This window comes from Gordonia marina, assembly GCF_052036135.1.
In the GTDB taxonomy this organism is placed as follows: domain Bacteria; phylum Actinomycetota; class Actinomycetes; order Mycobacteriales; family Mycobacteriaceae; genus Gordonia.
Map to the genome: position 1 here is coordinate 115,908 of NZ_JBPSDN010000008.1, position 15,238 is coordinate 131,145.

At 70.4% G+C, this 15,238-nt stretch carries 14 protein-coding genes; 9 read left to right on the plus strand and 5 right to left on the minus strand.

The window, feature by feature from the left end; all coding sequences use genetic code 11:
* Positions 1–542 precede the first annotated feature (542 nt).
* A complete protein-coding gene (gene clpB / locus ACSEEN_RS07040) occupies positions 543–3,095 on the plus strand; it encodes an ATP-dependent chaperone ClpB (protein ID WP_440712754.1) in 2,553 nt (850 codons plus the stop codon).
* A gap of 83 nt (positions 3,096–3,178) precedes the next feature.
* On the opposite strand, the gene ACSEEN_RS07045 is transcribed toward clpB, so the two are convergent.
* Both ACSEEN_RS07045 and ACSEEN_RS07050 read right to left on the minus strand, forming a co-directional pair.
* Complete coding sequence (locus ACSEEN_RS07045) at positions 3,179–3,544, minus strand: hypothetical protein (RefSeq protein WP_298444961.1); 366 nt, start codon at positions 3,542–3,544, stop codon at positions 3,179–3,181.
* An 88-nt stretch (positions 3,545–3,632) separates the two neighbouring features.
* On the minus strand, positions 3,633–4,565 hold the full coding sequence (locus ACSEEN_RS07050; RefSeq protein ID WP_366942198.1) for an alpha/beta hydrolase: 933 nt from the start codon (positions 4,563–4,565) through the stop codon (positions 3,633–3,635).
* Between the two features lie 184 nt (positions 4,566–4,749).
* Here ACSEEN_RS07050 and ACSEEN_RS07055 point away from each other — a divergent pair, with 184 nt between their 5' ends.
* Genes ACSEEN_RS07055 through ACSEEN_RS07070 form a run of 4 tightly spaced genes read left to right on the plus strand, consistent with a single transcriptional unit; the run spans position 4,750 to position 9,433 of the window.
* Entirely contained in the window at positions 4,750–6,579 is a 1,830-nt protein-coding gene (locus ACSEEN_RS07055) for an ABC transporter ATP-binding protein (protein ID WP_440712755.1), read from the plus strand.
* Positions 6,576–8,345 carry an ABC transporter ATP-binding protein gene (locus tag ACSEEN_RS07060; protein ID WP_440712756.1) on the plus strand — a complete coding sequence of 590 codons (1,770 nt, stop codon included), beginning with the start codon at positions 6,576–6,578 and terminating at the stop codon, positions 8,343–8,345. Before ACSEEN_RS07055 ends, ACSEEN_RS07060 begins: the two co-directional genes overlap by 4 nt.
* A 9-nt stretch (positions 8,346–8,354) precedes the next feature.
* Positions 8,355–9,023, plus strand: coding sequence for a TetR/AcrR family transcriptional regulator (locus ACSEEN_RS07065; protein ID WP_440712757.1), 669 nt, complete (start codon positions 8,355–8,357; stop codon positions 9,021–9,023).
* A gap of 29 nt (positions 9,024–9,052) precedes the next feature.
* Entirely contained in the window at positions 9,053–9,433 is a 381-nt protein-coding gene (locus ACSEEN_RS07070; RefSeq protein WP_247866131.1) for a PPOX class F420-dependent oxidoreductase, read from the plus strand.
* Positions 9,434–9,508: 75 nt separating this feature from the next.
* On the opposite strand, the gene ACSEEN_RS07075 is transcribed toward ACSEEN_RS07070, so the two are convergent.
* Positions 9,509–10,129 carry a hypothetical protein gene (locus ACSEEN_RS07075; protein WP_440712758.1) on the minus strand — a complete coding sequence of 207 codons (621 nt, stop codon included), beginning with the start codon at positions 10,127–10,129 and terminating at the stop codon, positions 9,509–9,511.
* A 506-nt stretch (positions 10,130–10,635) separates the two neighbouring features.
* On the opposite strand from ACSEEN_RS07075, the gene ACSEEN_RS07080 reads away from it, so the two are divergent.
* Positions 10,636–11,370: a peroxiredoxin gene (locus tag ACSEEN_RS07080; RefSeq protein ID WP_247866132.1), complete on the plus strand. Its 735-nt coding sequence runs from the start codon at positions 10,636–10,638 to the stop codon at positions 11,368–11,370.
* A 10-nt stretch (positions 11,371–11,380) separates the two neighbouring features.
* Here the strand turns inward: ACSEEN_RS07080 and ACSEEN_RS07085 are convergent, their stop codons facing one another.
* Positions 11,381–12,580, minus strand: coding sequence for a M20 family metallopeptidase (locus ACSEEN_RS07085; RefSeq protein ID WP_440712759.1), 1,200 nt, complete (start codon positions 12,578–12,580; stop codon positions 11,381–11,383).
* Positions 12,581–12,660: 80 nt separating this feature from the next.
* On the opposite strand from ACSEEN_RS07085, the gene ACSEEN_RS07090 reads away from it, so the two are divergent.
* The 3 genes from ACSEEN_RS07090 to ACSEEN_RS07100 are packed head-to-tail and all read left to right on the plus strand — an operon-like array spanning position 12,661 to position 14,904.
* A complete protein-coding gene (locus ACSEEN_RS07090; protein WP_371308543.1) occupies positions 12,661–13,632 on the plus strand; it encodes a TtfA family protein in 972 nt (323 codons plus the stop codon).
* Between the two features lie 23 nt (positions 13,633–13,655).
* On the plus strand, positions 13,656–14,219 hold the full coding sequence (gene pyrE / locus ACSEEN_RS07095) for an orotate phosphoribosyltransferase (RefSeq protein ID WP_440712760.1): 564 nt from the start codon (positions 13,656–13,658) through the stop codon (positions 14,217–14,219).
* A complete protein-coding gene (locus ACSEEN_RS07100) occupies positions 14,212–14,904 on the plus strand; it encodes a TrmH family RNA methyltransferase (RefSeq protein ID WP_440712761.1) in 693 nt (230 codons plus the stop codon). The genes pyrE and ACSEEN_RS07100 overlap by 8 nt, the downstream gene beginning before the upstream one ends.
* Here the strand turns inward: ACSEEN_RS07100 and ACSEEN_RS07105 are convergent.
* On the minus strand, positions 14,870–15,214 hold the full coding sequence (locus tag ACSEEN_RS07105) for an SDR family oxidoreductase (RefSeq protein ID WP_247866137.1): 345 nt from the start codon (positions 15,212–15,214) through the stop codon (positions 14,870–14,872). The two genes, ACSEEN_RS07100 and ACSEEN_RS07105, sit on opposite strands and share 35 nt — an antisense overlap.
* Positions 15,215–15,238: the final 24 nt, after the last annotated feature.

Genomic DNA, 15,238 nt, shown 5'->3' on the forward strand with positions numbered 1-15,238 from the left:
CGCGCGATGCGCCGCCGGGCTCCCCGCTCCCGCCCGGGCTCCCCGCTTCCGCCCGGCATCCGCGACACCCGACCCCGCGGCGCGACACCCGTGGGGAACGCGACTCCCGCGACTGTCGCTTCCCCGAGTGGCTGTCGCGGGCCCGTGGCAGGTGTCGCGAACGCTGACGCGCCCGACGCTGACGCCGATTCCTGTCGGGCCTCGCCTCACCGAAGCGGGGGTGCATCCGGCACATCGGGGAAGGGCGCCGGCTGACCCGACCGTGACGTACGAATCCCGTCTCGATCTCGCGACCTCGGTGGATGTGTCCCGGGACGTCGTCGAGGCGGCCGGATACGTCACGGTCGGGACAGGATGTCGCCGAGGGGCCGCGGTCCGCGCCGCGCCGCCCGGAAGTCATGACACAGATCACAACCATTCCAAGACTTAAGCGGAACAGACTCAACTCTGGGTTGGTTGAACCCGGTGAGAGGCCGCAGTGAGCCTCATAGACTTGACGCCGGGGTTCGTTCCCGGCGAGTACGACACGAAAGGCGTAGCTAGTGGACAGCTTCACTCCGACCACCAAGACGCAGGCTGCTCTGCAGGCTGCCGTCCAAGATGCGGCCGCCGCGGGGAATCCCGACGTCCGGCCCGCCCACATCCTCGTCGCCCTGCTGGAGCAGGCCGACGGTATCGCCACGCCGCTGCTCAAGGCGGTCGGCGTGGACCCCAAGCAGACCCTGGCCGAGGCGAAGGGCCTGGTCGGCCGGGCGCCGGTCGTCTCCAGCACCAGCGCACAGCCGCAACTGAGCCGGGAGTCGATCGCGGCGATCACCGCTGCGCAGAATCTCGCGACCGAGCTGAACGACGAGTACGTCTCGACCGAGCACCTGATGGTGGGCCTCGCGACGGGCGATTCGGACGCCGCCAAGCTGCTGCAGAACGCCGGCGCCGGCCCGCAGGCACTGCGCGACGCCTTCCAGGCGGTGCGCGGTACGGCCCGGGTGACCAGCGAGAACCCGGAGGACACCTACCAGTCGCTGGAGAAGTACTCCACCGACCTCACCAAGCGGGCCCGCAACGGCGAGCTCGATCCGGTGATCGGCCGCGACAGCGAGATCCGGCGCGTGGTGCAGGTGCTGAGCCGCCGCACCAAGAACAACCCGGTCCTCATCGGCGAACCCGGCGTCGGCAAGACGGCGATCGTCGAGGGGCTGGCGCAGCGCGTGGTCGAGGGCGACGTGCCCGAGTCGCTGCGCGACAAGACCGTCATCTCCCTGGACCTGGGGTCGATGGTCGCCGGTGCCAAGTACCGCGGTGAGTTCGAGGAGCGGCTCAAGGCCGTGCTCGACGAGATCAAGGCCTCCGACGGCCAGATCATCACCTTCATCGACGAGCTGCACACCATCGTCGGCGCCGGCGCGACCGGCGACTCGGCGATGGACGCCGGCAACATGATCAAGCCGATGCTCGCCCGCGGTGAGCTGCGCCTGGTCGGTGCCACCACGCTCGAGGAGTACCGCCAGTACATCGAGAAGGACGCGGCCCTGGAACGCCGCTTCCAGCAGGTGTACGTCGGCGAGCCCTCGGTCGAGGACACCATCGGCATCCTGCGCGGCCTCAAGGAGCGGTACGAGGTGCACCACGGTGTGCGCATCACCGACTCCGCGCTGGTCGCGGCCGCGACGCTCTCCGACCGCTACATCACCTCCCGGTTCCTGCCGGACAAGGCGATCGACCTGGTCGATGAGGCCGCGTCGCGCCTCCGCATGGAGATCGACTCCCGGCCGATCGAGATCGACGAGATCGAGCGCGTCGTGCGGCGCCTCGAGGTCGAAGAGCTCGCGCTGGAGAAGGAGACCGACGCCGCGTCGAAGGACCGGCTGGAGAAGCTTCGCAAGGAGCTCGCCGACGACCGCGAGAAGCTCAACGAGCTGACCGCACGGTGGCAGTCCGAGAAGAACGTCATCAACGCGGTGCGCGACGTGAAGGAAGAGCTGGAGAACCTGCGCGGTGAGGCCGACCGGGCCGAGCGCGACGGTGATCTGGGTAAGGCGGCCGAGCTCCGCTACGGCAAGATCCCGGCCCTGGAGAAGGATCTGGAGGCCGCGATCGAGAAGACCGGCACCGATCCCGACCAGGACGTGATGTTGCAGGAGGAGGTCGGGCCCGACGACGTCGCCGAGGTGGTGTCGGCGTGGACCGGCGTGCCCGCGGGCAAGATGCTCGAGGGCGAGACCGAGAAGCTGCTCCGTATGGAGGCGCACATCGGTCAGCGCGTGATCGGCCAGGAAGAGGCGATCGCGGCGGTTTCCGACGCGGTGCGCCGCGCTCGGGCCGGCGTCGCCGACCCGAACCGGCCGCTCGGCTCGTTCATGTTCCTCGGCCCGACCGGCACGGGTAAGACCGAGCTGGCCAAGTCGCTCGCCGAGTTCCTGTTCGACGACGAGCACGCCATGATCCGGATCGACATGAGCGAGTACGGCGAGAAGCACAGCGTCGCCCGCCTCGTCGGCGCGCCTCCCGGCTACGTCGGCTACGACCAGGGTGGTCAGCTGACCGAGGCCGTGCGCCGCCGCCCGTACTCGGTGGTGCTGTTCGACGAGGTCGAGAAGGCCCACCCGGACGTCTTCGACGTGCTGCTTCAGGTGCTCGACGAGGGCCGGCTGACCGACGGTCAGGGCCGCACGGTGGACTTCCGCAACACGATCCTCATCCTGACGTCCAATCTGGGCGCCGGCGGGGACCGCGAGCAGGTGATGGCCGCGGTGCGGGCCCGGTTCAAGCCGGAGTTCATCAACCGGCTCGACGACATCCTGATCTTCGAGGCGCTGAGCCCCGAACAACTGGTGTCGATCGTCGACATCCAGCTGAAGGGTCTGGCGAGTCGGCTGGCGCAGCGCCGCCTGACGCTCGATGTCAGCACCGAGGCCAAGGAATGGCTGGGTGCGCGCGGCTACGACCCGCTTTACGGTGCGCGCCCGCTGCGCCGGCTGATCCAGCAGGCCATCGGCGACAAGCTCGCCAAGGCGCTGCTGGCCGGCGACATCCGCGACGGCGACGTGGTCCACGTCGACGTCGACCCGAGCGCCGACGCGCTGACCATCGGCTGATCGAGGTCGCCGAACGACACGAGGTCCCCGCTCCGTACGGAGCGGGGACCTCGTCGTCGTGGGGCCGAAATCCCGGAGCGGTCCTATTCGACGGGCATCTCGGGTCCGACGTACTCCTTGACGCGCACGGCCTTGCCGTTCTCCACGTCGACGAGCTGGATCAGGTGGATCTTCATCGGGTTGCCCATCAGCTCCACCTCCACGTAGCACTCGTTGAAGAAGCCCTTCTCGGTGTACGTGACGCCGCGCGGCTGGAAGTCCGGGAGTTCCGCGGTGCGGCGGTGCACATTCTGGATCGCCGTCTCCACCGAGACCCAGATGTCGTCGTTGCTGTGCCACACCTGGCAGTCCGGGGCGCAGAGTCCGAAGAACGAGTCGAGACTGTTCAGGGCTTTCGGCCAGGCTTCACCGAGCGCGCGGGTGGCGTCGTCCGGGGTGAATGCGGTCATGTCGGTGCCTTTCGTCGGGCGTTGGGAGCTATCGAAAGTCTCCGGCACGGTGACCGCTGTCACATGTCCAAGTTCCCGGACACCCGGGTCAGAGGACGTCGCGGAAGAACGGGACGATCTCGTCCAGCGCCGCGCCGGCGCCCTGCGGCTGGTCGTACAGGTCGTAGTGGGAGACGCCCGGCAGGACGGTGATCTTCTTGTCCGTCGAGGCGGCCTTCTCGATGAAGGTGTGGCCGTCGTCGTACGCGCCGAATGCGCCCTTCTTGTCGCCGACGAACACGCGGACCGGCTGATCGAACAGCACGTCGGCGAGGTGGAACGCATCCCAGCCGACCGCGGCGGCGCCGTGGGCGATGTCGAAGGTGGCCTTGCCGTGCTCGGCCTCGCCGCGCGGGGTGCAGTAGTAGTCGAAGGCCTCGATGACGTCGATGTCGCCGACCTGCCGGGCCGCCTCGGCGGACGGTGCGAGCAGCACCTGGGTGGCGTGCTCGGCGCCGGTCACCTCGGCGGTGCGCTGCGCGGCGACCTGCCGCAGCAGCTCGACCGGCCCGCCGGCCGCCGCGGAGTTGTCGCGCACCATGCGGCCGTAGTTCACCGGGGTCACACCGACGACGGCCTTGATCCGCTTCTCGGTCTGCCCGGCGTTCAGGACGTAGCCGCCACCGCCGCAGACGCCCAGCGCGCCGATCCGCTCGGCGTCGACGTAGGGGAGGGTCACCAGGTAGTCGGTGACGCGGCGGAAGTCCTCGACGCGCTGCGTCGGATCTTCCAGCAGGCGGGGCTCGCCGCCACTGGCGCCCTGGAAGCTCGCGTCGAACGCGATCGCCACGAAGCCCTCCTCGGCGAGGCGGGTGGCGAAGACGTTGCCCGAGGTCTGCTCCTTGCAACTGCCGATCGGGTGCGCGGTGATGACGGCCGGATAGGTCTTGGACTCGTCGAAGCCGTCCGGAAGGTACAGGTCGGCGGCGATGTCCCAGTACATGTCGTGGTTGCGGAAAGTGAGGTGCTTGATCTGAGTCATGACTCCATCGTGGCCGCGGATCGGCATTCGCACCTGGGCGAGATCCTGCCTGGGAAGGATCGTTCCCAGGCAGGGCCTCCCGGAGTCATGCGTGCCCTCGTCCTTGTCCGGAAGCGTCGTCGACCCTATTGTGAATATGATTCATAATTAAGTATGGCAATCCTAACTAACGCGAGGAGATGCGGTGACGACGACGGTGGCGCCCGAGGCCGAGGTCCCGGACCAGATACCCGACGACCCCAAAACCCGGCAGCGCGCGGATGCGCGGGCGCTCAAAGACCTCATGCGGCCGGTCGCGATACCGCTGACCATCGGCCGCCTCATGGCGGTGGTCTCCGGAGTGCTGGCGGTGGTGCCGTACATCGCGCTCGTGCACATCGGCGACGTCCTGCTCGACGCCGCGGCGTCGAACACCGCCGTCGACCGCGGCGATGTGAACCGGTGGATCCGCATCCTCGTCATCACCTTCTCCCTGCGCCTGGTGATCTACTTCATCGCGCTCGGCGTGACGCATTTCGCCGACCTCCGGCTGGGGCATCTCATCCGGCAGCGGCTGGTCCAGCGCTTCGCCAAGGCCCCGCTCAACTGGTTCACCGACACCAACTCCGGGCGCGTGCGCAAGGCGCTGCAGGACGACATCGGCACCATCCACCATCTGATCGCCCACCAGCCGGTCGACGGCACGCAGGCCGTCGTGATGCCGCTCGCGCTGATGATCTACGCCTTCGTCGTCGACTGGCGCCTGGGGCTGCTCGCCATCGCGACGGTCCCGCTCTACGCGGCCTCGATGGCGCTCGGCATGCGCGGCATGGCCGAGAAGACCGTCGAGATGGACAAGAAACTGAGCGTGGTGTCCGCGCGGATGGTCGAGTTCGTCACCGGCATCGCGGTGGTGAAGGCATTCGGCCGGGTGGGTCGCGCGCACCGCAACTATCAGGACGCGGCCGGCGAATTCCAGGTCTTCTACTACGAGTGGGTCAAGCCGCTGCTGCGCGTCAGCGCGCTGGGGATGTCGCTCCTGGCGGTACCGCTGGTCCTGCTGATCAATCTCGGCGGTGGCGCCTGGCTGGTTCATCGCGGCGACGTCACGGCCGCCGACGTGCTCGCGACGTCGCTCATCGCCCTGCTGGTCCCGTACGGGATCGAGGTGCTGATGAACTCCATGTGGTCGTCGCAGATGGCCGGTGCCTCGGCACGACGGCTCACCGATCTGCTCGACACCCCGGTGCTGCCGGACGACGGCCGCCGCGCCGAGCCGCGCGGGCACGACGTCGAGTTCGACCACGTCAGCTACTCCTACCGGGAGTCGGGCGACGGCGGGCCGGCCCTGGACGACGTGTCGTTCACGCTGCGCGAGGGCACCATCACCGCGCTGATCGGCCCGTCGGGTTCCGGGAAGTCGACCGCCGCGACCCTGCTGGCCAGGTTCGACGATCCGCGCTCCGGTCAGATCCGCCTCGGCTCGGTGCCGGTCGCCGAGATCGACGACCTGTACGCGCACGTCGGCTTCGTCCTGCAAGACCCGCAGCTCCCGGCCATTTCGTTGCGCGACAACATCGCCCTCGGCCGCCCCGGGGCCACCGACGAGCAGATCCGGGAAGCGGCCCGCGCGGCCCGGATCCTCGACGAGATCGAGGCGCTGCCCGACGGCTTCGACACCGTCTACGGCGCCGGCACCGGGCTGTCGGGCGGGCAGGCGCAGCGTCTCGCGATCGCCCGGGCGATCCTGGTCGACGCCCCCGTGCTGATCCTCGATGAGGCGACCGCCCTGACCGATCCGGAATCGCAGCATCAGATCCAGGAGGCCCTGTCGGAGCTGGTTCGCGGCAAGACGGTGCTGCTCATCGCGCACCGGCCGGAGGTGATCGCCGGCGTCGACCAGATCGTGCTGCTCGACCGCGGCCGCGTGGTCGCGGCCGGCACCCATGACCAACTGCTGAACCAGCCGTCGTACGCCCGCCTGTGGGAATCGGCGACCGCCCAGCTGCCCGCCGACCGGGGAGAGAACCGATGAACCTTCCGCTGATCGACGTGATCCCGCGCATGAAGCGCATGATCTCCCGGCCGCAGGACCTGCGGCCCGCACTACTGGCCGCCGCGGCCAGCGGCCTGGTCGAAGGTCTCGCGCTGGCGGCCCTGTTGCCCGCGATCAGTTCGCTGGCCTCCGGAGATCCCGTATGGGGACTGCGGATCGGCGGCTGGCTGATCGTCCTCGCGGTGCTTGCGGTGGCCGACTTCGGCCTCATCTACCTGCAAGAACAGCGAACCTACGGCGTCGCCCTCGACTTCCTCCACAGCATCCACCGGCTGGTCGGCGACCAGGTGTCCAAACAGCCGCTCGGCTGGTTCGCCCGGCCCCTGGCGGGGCGGTTGTCACGCATGGTGTCGTCCGAGTTGATGATGGCCGGCGAGATCTTCGCGCACATGATCGGCCCGCTGATCTCGCGGATCACCTCGGCGGTGGTCATCGTGGTCGCCGCCTGGTTCTGGAATCCGCTGCTCGGCCTGGTGCTGACCGTGTCCGCGCCGGTGTTCGTGGCGATCACCCTCGCCTCCACCTGGTTCATGCGGCGTGGCGGCGCGATCTACGAACCGGAGGAAGTGGACCTGGCCGACCGGATCGTCGAGTTCGCGCAATGCCAGGGCGCACTCCGGTCGTGCGGCCGCAGCGAGCACTTCGCCCCGCTCGACGACGCCATGGCGGGCACCTACCGCGCCCGCGTCAAGGCGCTGTGGATCGAGACCGCCGGCCTGATCCTGAGCGGCATGGTGACCCAGGGCGTGATCGTCGTGCTGATCACCCTCACCGGCTCGTTCGCGGTGTCCGGGACGCTGGAGCCGATTCCGGCGCTGGCGTTCATCGGTCTGGCGCTGCGCTTCACGGCGACCCTCTCGACCATCACCTCGAGCGCGATGAGCCTGGAGTCGCGCAGGCCCCTGCTCGACGCGATCGACGAGGTCCTCACCGCGGAGCCGCTGCCCGAACCGGCGGAACCCGCGCCGCTCACCGCGCCCGGGACCGTCGAACTCGACGGGGTGCGGTTCGGGTACGGCGACGAGCCGGTGCTCCGCGACGTCTCGCTCAGCGTCCCCGCCGGATCCATGGTGGCCCTCGTCGGGCCGTCGGGCAGCGGCAAGACCACCGTCGCGCGCCTGATCAGCCGGTTCTACGACGCCGACGCCGGCCGGGTGCGGGTCGGCGGCGTGCCGGTCGGCGAGCAGACCGGTGAGCAGCTGATGGGCCAGCTGTCGCTGGTGTTCCAGGACGTCTACCTGTTCGACGACTCCCTCGAAGCGAACATCGCCGTCGGCCGGGACGGGGCGACCGACGCGGAGACCCGGGAAGCGGGGCGGCTGGCCGGCGTCACCGAGATCGCCGACCGGCTGCCCGACGGCTGGGCGAGCCGGGTCGGGGAGGGCGGGCGCGCACTGTCCGGCGGCGAACGCCAGCGCGTCGCCATCGCGCGGGCGCTGCTCAAGCGCGCGCCGATCGTGCTGCTCGACGAGGCGACCTCGGCGCTCGACGTGGAGAACGAGGCCAACGTCGTCGCCGCCGTCGAGGAGTTGCGGAAGCAGGCGACGGTCCTGATCATCGCGCACCGCCTCGACACGATCGCGGCCGCCGACCGCATCGTCGCGCTCGACGACGACGGCCGCGTCCAGGCGCAGGGCACGCACGACGAACTGATCGCCGCCGGCGGCACCTACGCCCGGTTCTGGCACCGGCTGCGCAGCGCGCAGGGCTGGCAGCTCGCCGAGTCGGGGACGCGCCCGGACTAATCTGGTCCCGTGCATGGATCGCCGGAGGGGACGCCGTCGGGCGGCGGCGTCCTCGGCGGCCGGCGGGTGGGCCGGAAACCGGCGTTCACCGCCGACGACGTGGTGGCCGCCGCCGTCGCCGAGGGCGTCGACCGCTTCACCCTCGCCGCCGTCGCCCGGCGTATCGGCGTCGTGACCCCGGCCATCTACCGGCTGTTCCCCTCGCGCGACGATCTGGTCGTGGCCTGCCTCGATGCCGCCGCCGCGACCCTCGCGGTACCGGCGGACGGCTCGCCGTGGCGCGACACCCTGCAGCTCTGGGCCGACGAATGCTGGCGGGTCTGCGAGGACTTCCCCGGGCTCAGTCGCCTCGTCTACTCGTTCCCGCCGGCCATGACCAGAGTCGACGACGTTCTCACCGCCTACTCGGCCGTCCTGACCGCGCAGGGCTGCACCCCCGGGCAGGTGCGGTTCGCTCTCGACTTCATCGGCGACACCGTCTTCGCCTCGCACCTCGGCATCGAATCGATGCGGGCGACCGACGACGCCGGCGTGCGCGGCATCGACCGGATGCGGGAAGCGATCGGCGAGCGCGACGTCGCCATTCCGCCGCAGGAGTGGTGGACCGGCCGCGGCGCCCTCGACACCAAGATCGCGTTCATCCTCGCCGGTCTGGAACGGCACTGGCCGGAACTCTGATCCGCGCCGCGATCGCTACCCTGGCGGATATGAGCATTCCTTCGGTCGCCGAGGTCGCCCGCGCCAAGTACGTCATGGTCACGACCTACAAGAAGGACGGCACCGCGGTGGCGTCGCCGCTGTGGGCCGCACCGGACTCGGGCGACCTGCTGCTGTGGACCGTCGCCGACTCGTGGAAGGTCAAGCGGCTGCGCCGCAACAACAACGTGCTGGTTCAGGCCTGCGATGCGCGGGGATCGAAGACGTCCGGGCCGGTCGTGGCCGGGGTCGGCGAGATCATCGACGGCACCGTCGCGGCCCGCGCCATCGAGCGCAAGTACGGCCTCCTCGGGAAACTGACCATCCTGGGCTCGCGCCTCCGCCGGGGATCGTCGGGCACGGTCGGCATCCGCGTGCGCGACGTCGTCTGAGGGCACCCCGCGCAGCGATCGGGCCCCGCTCCGCCGAAAGCGGAGCGGGGCCCGGCCAGGCGGGTGCTCCCCGGCCTACTTCTTCCAGATGATCGGGTTGCCCTGGTAGGTCGGCGCGTAGGGCTCGTTGCCCGAGCTGAATCCGGCGCCGAGGAACTCGCTGCCGCCGCGCACCACCAGGCACGAGGTGAACGACTGGCCCTTGCCGATGCCGGCCGGTGTCTCTGCTTTACCGTCGCAGTTCTTGGTGCCCGGCACCACGTACTTCGGCGTGATGTTCTTCTTGTCCGGTCCGACGAGGTTCAGGCCGCCCGCGGGCTTCCCCTCGGGCAGCGGAGTGTCCGAGGCGTTGGTCACGGTGAACTGGACGTAGACCACCTCGCCGCTCGCCTCCACCTTGCCGTCGGCAGCCGCATTCACATCGTCGGCGTTGCCGGCGACGATCCCGGTGACGGTGATGCCGATGGGCGCCGAGTTCAGCGTGTAGACATCGGCGGGGACCCAGGCGGTCTCGCCGATCTTCAGCGTGGTTCCCGGCTGGGTGAGCGTGACGTCGGCGGGGACGGTGACCGAGGCGGTGGTCTGCGCCGCCGAGCCGGACCCCGAACCGCCGTCGTCGCTGCTGGAACAGGCGGTGACGCCTGCCATGAGGACGGCGGCGACGGCTCCGCCGGTGAGCACTGTGGTAGCCCGCATGTGCGCGAACCCCTTTCGTTCGTGTGTATCGGCCGGAATCGCCAATATCGCCCATAGGGTAGACGAGGGGCCTGCTAGGCGGACAATCGCCTGTCCCCTCAAGTGGTGACAGAGGGCTTGGCTGACCAGGCGCGACGACCGTTCACACGTCGCAGTCCGGGTGCGCCGGCTGAGCCGGGACGCGAACGTGGTGAGTGTCCCGTGTCGCCGCCGAGTCCCGACCGGTCCGCTGTCCCGGGACGGCGCTCGGGCGTGATCCGTCGCGGATCTTGCCGCCGCCGGAATCTGTCGCGGAGTCCGGGAGAGATCCGCCAGGATCCGCGACGTCTGTCGACAGCCGACAATATCCGCGACGTCTGGCGTCATCCGCACGACCGGTCCGGGACTTTCGTCCCCACTTCGGAGTGAGCGGGATCGCATTCCTTAGATACCCCATGGGGTATCTAATAATCTGGAGTCTGTCCAGAGAAGAACCCGGACAGCGGGTCTGACAGACGGGAAACACCATGACCGAACAGCTCACCACCGACCGGAACGACGCCGCCGCGGCCGCCATGCCCCGCATCGGCGACAAGGCCCCGGAATTCACGGCGGTCACCACGCAGGGCGAGATCGACTTCCCGGCGGACTACCGGGGGAAGTGGGTCATCTTCTTCTCCCACCCCGCCGACTTCACGCCGGTCTGCACCTCGGAGTTCATCACCTTCGCCTCGATGATGGACGAGTTCGCGAAGTACAACACCGCGCTCGTCGGACTGTCCGTCGACGGTCTGTACAGCCACATCGCATGGCTGCGCACCATCCGCGAGAAGATCGAATACAACGGCCACAAGGACATGGAGGTGACCTTCCCGCTCATCGAGGACATCACCATGGACGTGGCCCGCAAGTACGGGATGATCATGCCCGGCGAGGACTCCACCAAGGCCGTCCGCGCGGTCTTCGTGATCGACCCCGAGGGCGTGATCCGCACCATCGTCTACTACCCGCTGAGCCTGGGCCGGAACTTCGACGAACTGCTCCGCGTGATCAAGGGCCTGCAGACCGCCGACGCCTTCAACGTCGCGACTCCGGCCGACTGGCGTCCCGGCGATCCGGTGATCGTGCCGACCGCCGGGTCGTGCGGGACCGCGAAGGACCGGATGACCGGCGACGACGGGCCGATGGACTGCCAGGACTGGTTCTTCTGCACCAAGGAACTGCCGGCGGCCGACGTCGAGAAGGCCATCCGGAAGGGCTGACCGGCCTGTTTCAGGTGCCGAGCAGAGTGACGGCCGCCCGCACGTAGGCGCGGGCGGCGGTCACCACCTCCGACAGCGGCACCGACTCGTCGGGCTGGTGGGCCTGTCCGCCGATGTCGCCGGGTCCCATCACGACGGTCGGCACCCCCAGCGCACTGCTGATGTAGCCGCCGTCGCACGCCGCGGACCAGCCGCCGATCGACGTCGGCGCCCCGCAGTCGCGGACCGCCTGGGCGACGGCGTGCACCAGCGGATGATCGGCGGGCGTGGTGAATCCGGGCAGTTCCATGGTCGGCCGCACCTCGACGACGGCGCCGTCGCCGGTGATGCCGGACCCGGCGATCGCGGTGCGCAGCCGCTGCGCGACCGCCTCGACCGTCTCGCCGGGCATCAGGCGCCGGTCGACGCCGAGGTAGCAGTCGGGTGCGACCACCGCGATGCCCTGGCCGCCGCGGATCAGGCCGACGTTCCAGGTGCCGTATCCGAGCAGCGGGTCGGGCGCGGCGGCGAGCGCCGCCTGGTCGTCGTCGAGCAGGCCGATGACGGCGGCGGCCGCGGCGATCGCGCTCACGCCGTCGGACGGGCGCCCCGAATGCGCGGCGCGCCCGGTGATCGCGATGTCCAGATACGACGCCCCGCGGCAACCCCGGACCACCGCGAGCCCGGTCGGTTCGGCGACGATGCAGCCGGCGAACTCGGGGAGCGGGCGGCCGATCAGGTGGCGGCTGCCGCTGTTGAGTTCCTCCTCGTCGACCGTCGCGGCGAGGGTGATCGGGCCGGACAGCGCGATGCCGAACTCGCCGGCCCGGGACAGCGCGGCCATCGCGGCCACGGCTGCCGCCAGGCCGCCCTTCATGTCGGCGGCGCCGCGCCCGATGAGCAGGTCGCCGTCGCGGCGCACGGTGAACGGATCGCAGGTCCAGCCGGGCCCCGGCGGCACCACGTCGGTGTGGCCGAGGAGCAGCAGACCCGGGCCGGTGGCCTCGCCGGTCGCCGCCAGCACGTTCGGGCGGCCGGGGGACACCTCGTCGAGGGTCACGGAGAATCCGAGATCGCGGCAGGCGGTCGCCAGGACCTGCGCCGCGGCCTGCTCGGTGCCGCCCGGATTGACGCTGGGAGTCTCGACCAAGGCGCAGGTCAGAGCCTCGATGAGGCGGTCGTCGACGGACTCGGCGAGGCGGTCGACCGCGGTGGCGGACCCTGCGTGCATCCTCGCGTATCCCTTCTCTGCCTGGCCCAAGGCCAGTGTCGTCCTCCGGTGGGTGAGCGTTCGATAGTAGGCTATGCCCGATGACCATCGTCTATTTCGTGATTGCGGCCCTCGCGCTCATCGGCGCCGGTGTCCTGCTGTGGCTGGACCGGAGCCGGTCCGAGCACGTGCATCACCAGCGCGCCGTGTGGGGCGAAACGCACTCCTTCGCGTTCCGTGAGTCCGACAGCAAGCTGCGGACCGCCTTCCACCGCGCCGCCATGGACGTGCCCGAGCACGTCCAGGTGCGCGACGTCGCCTACGGCGTCTACGAGGGTGCCGAGGCGGTGGTCTTCGATCTCGAGGAGACCGCCACCGTCGTCGCCGTCCGCCGCCCGGCCGCGTCGTCGGTGACCGTCGACCTGCGCTACGAGGACGTCCTCGCTCCCGCGGAGGAAGACGTCGACCTGCTCGGTGCGATGGGCTCGCGCGTGATGTTCGCGAGCAACCTCGACGCCGCCCGCCGGGTCTGCGATCGGCGGATGGTCGCGCTCGCCACCAACGCGCCCGCCTACCTCGAAATCCTGTGGAACGAGGGCAACTGGGCGCTGGGCTCGATGCCGCTGACCACCGACGGCGAGCAGCTCGACGTCGCCCTCGACACGGTGCGGCGGTTCGCCGATCTGCTGCGCGTGCTGCCGCCGGCGATCGACCCGCAGGACGCGCCCGACCCGCGCGACCCGCACGGCCCGATCCGGGAAGAGCTCGCGGACAAGAAGACCGAGTCGCTGCGCGACAAGGCCCGCCGCGAACGCCGTCGCCCGGACTCCGACGAGTTCGCCGCGCCCCAGGCCTACCGGCCGGCCCCGCGCCAGGCGCCCCGGCCGCCGAGCCAGCCCGGTATCCCGGTGCCGGGTGGCCCGCGGCCGATGGCCGCTCCGGCGGACGACGACGGCCGCGCCGAGTACCCGGCGTCCCGGCCGCCGCGCCCGGCGCCCTTCGCGCGCCCGGACCGCGACCGCCTCGACCCGCCGGATCTGCCGCCGCTGAGCGGCCCGCGCGACCTCGACTGAACCACTTAGGAACCCCCACGACGATGGCTGCCTCCGACACGCCCGCACTCGACGCGACGGCCCGCGCACGACTGGCCGAACTGGTCACCGAACTCAGCGTGGTGCACGGCCGCGTGACGCTTTCCTCCGGTAAGGAGGCCGACTACTACGTCGACCTGCGCCGGGCGACGCTGCAGCACGAGGCGTCCCGGCTGATCGGCGCGCTGATGCGTGAGCTGACCGCCGACTGGGACTACGACGCCGTGGGCGGCCTGACGCTGGGCGCCGACCCGGTCGCGACGTCGATCATGCATGCGGCGGGCCGTCCGATCGACGCCTTCGTGGTCCGCAAGGCGGCCAAGGAGCACGGCATGCAGCGGCAGATCGAGGGACCGGACATCACCGGCCGCCGGGTGCTGATCGTGGAGGACACCTCGACCACGGGGGCGTCGCCGGCCAAGGCCGTCGAGGCCGCCCGCGCCGCCGGCGCGATCGTGGTGGGCGTCGCGACCGTCGTCGATCGGGACACCGGTGCCGACGACGTGATCCGCGCGCAGGAGGTCGGCTACCGCTCGCTGCTCGGGCTGGCCGACCTCGGCCTTGCCTGAGCCCTCGGGTCCCGAGCAGGGCGCCGAGCCCGGTCCCACCGAATGGCACAGCGGCCTGGGTGAGCCGGTCGGCGTCGGTCCGTGGCTCACCGAACGCGGTGCGCCGCTACCCGACGACCCCCGCTACGACCCCGAACTGCTCGACGCCGGAGACCGCCGCAACGTCGTCGACGCGTACCGGTACTGGACGCGGGAGGCGATCGTCGCCGACCTCGACACCAAACGGCACCGCTTCCACGTGGCGATCGAGAACTGGGGCCACGACGCCAACATCGGGACGGTCGTGCGCACGGCGAACGCCTTCCTCGCGGCCGGCGTGCACATCGTCGGACGACGACGCTGGAACCGCCGCGGCGCCATGGTGACCGACCGCTACCAGCACATCCACCACCACGCGACGATCGACGATCTGACGGCCTGGGCGGCCGGGAACGGGCTCGTCGTGGTGGCCGTCGACAACACACCCGGGTCGGTGCGGCTGGAGGAGACCGAGCTCCCGGAGAACGCGCTGCTGCTGTTCGGTCAGGAGGGGCCCGGGGTGACCGAGGAGGCGAGCGGGGCCGCCGCTATGACCGTGTCGATCGCGCAGTTCGGGTCCACCCGCAGTATCAACGCGGGGGTGGCCGCCGGGATCGTCATGCACGCGTGGATCACGCGGCACGCGGATCTCGGTGCGGCCTGGTAGCGAACCCGTCGGTCAGCAGCGGGTCGCGGCGGTGGCGGACCACCGCCGCGAGGGCCTGCAGGCGGTCCTCCACCCGGGAGACCGCATCGGCCAGCTGGGCCGGATCGTCGGCGTCGGCGATCAGGGCGACGACGTTGCCGGTGGCGCCGGTCAGATAGGGGACCACGTCCACCGACCGCGCCCCGATCACCCCGAAGCGCGCGCCGGTCGCGGCGAGGCGTCGTGCGTAGTCGTGCGCGGCGGGGTCGTCGAGCACCACCACCTGCACGGTCGGGAGGGCGAACTGCGGGTGCTGGATCGGTGTCATCATGCGTTCAGCCTCGCGTGCCGGGCT

Bases quoted from the DNA above. Each gene is read 5' to 3' on its own strand.
- ACSEEN_RS07045 (WP_298444961.1), bottom strand. From the start codon at position 3,544: ATGACCGCATTCACCCCGGACGACGCCACCCGCGCGCTCGGTGAAGCC.
- ACSEEN_RS07050 (WP_366942198.1), bottom strand. From the start codon at position 4,565: ATGACTCAGATCAAGCACCTCACTTTCCGCAACCACGACATGTACTGG.
- ACSEEN_RS07060 (WP_440712756.1), top strand. From the start codon at position 6,576: ATGAACCTTCCGCTGATCGACGTGATCCCGCGCATGAAGCGCATGATC.
- ACSEEN_RS07070 (WP_247866131.1), top strand. From the start codon at position 9,053: ATGAGCATTCCTTCGGTCGCCGAGGTCGCCCGCGCCAAGTACGTCATG.
- ACSEEN_RS07075 (WP_440712758.1), bottom strand. From the start codon at position 10,129: ATGCGGGCTACCACAGTGCTCACCGGCGGAGCCGTCGCCGCCGTCCTC.
- ACSEEN_RS07080 (WP_247866132.1), top strand. From the start codon at position 10,636: ATGACCGAACAGCTCACCACCGACCGGAACGACGCCGCCGCGGCCGCC.
- ACSEEN_RS07085 (WP_440712759.1), bottom strand. From the start codon at position 12,580: ATGCACGCAGGGTCCGCCACCGCGGTCGACCGCCTCGCCGAGTCCGTC.
- ACSEEN_RS07090 (WP_371308543.1), top strand. From the start codon at position 12,661: ATGACCATCGTCTATTTCGTGATTGCGGCCCTCGCGCTCATCGGCGCC.
- pyrE (WP_440712760.1), top strand. From the start codon at position 13,656: ATGGCTGCCTCCGACACGCCCGCACTCGACGCGACGGCCCGCGCACGA.
- ACSEEN_RS07105 (WP_247866137.1), bottom strand. From the start codon at position 15,214: ATGATGACACCGATCCAGCACCCGCAGTTCGCCCTCCCGACCGTGCAG.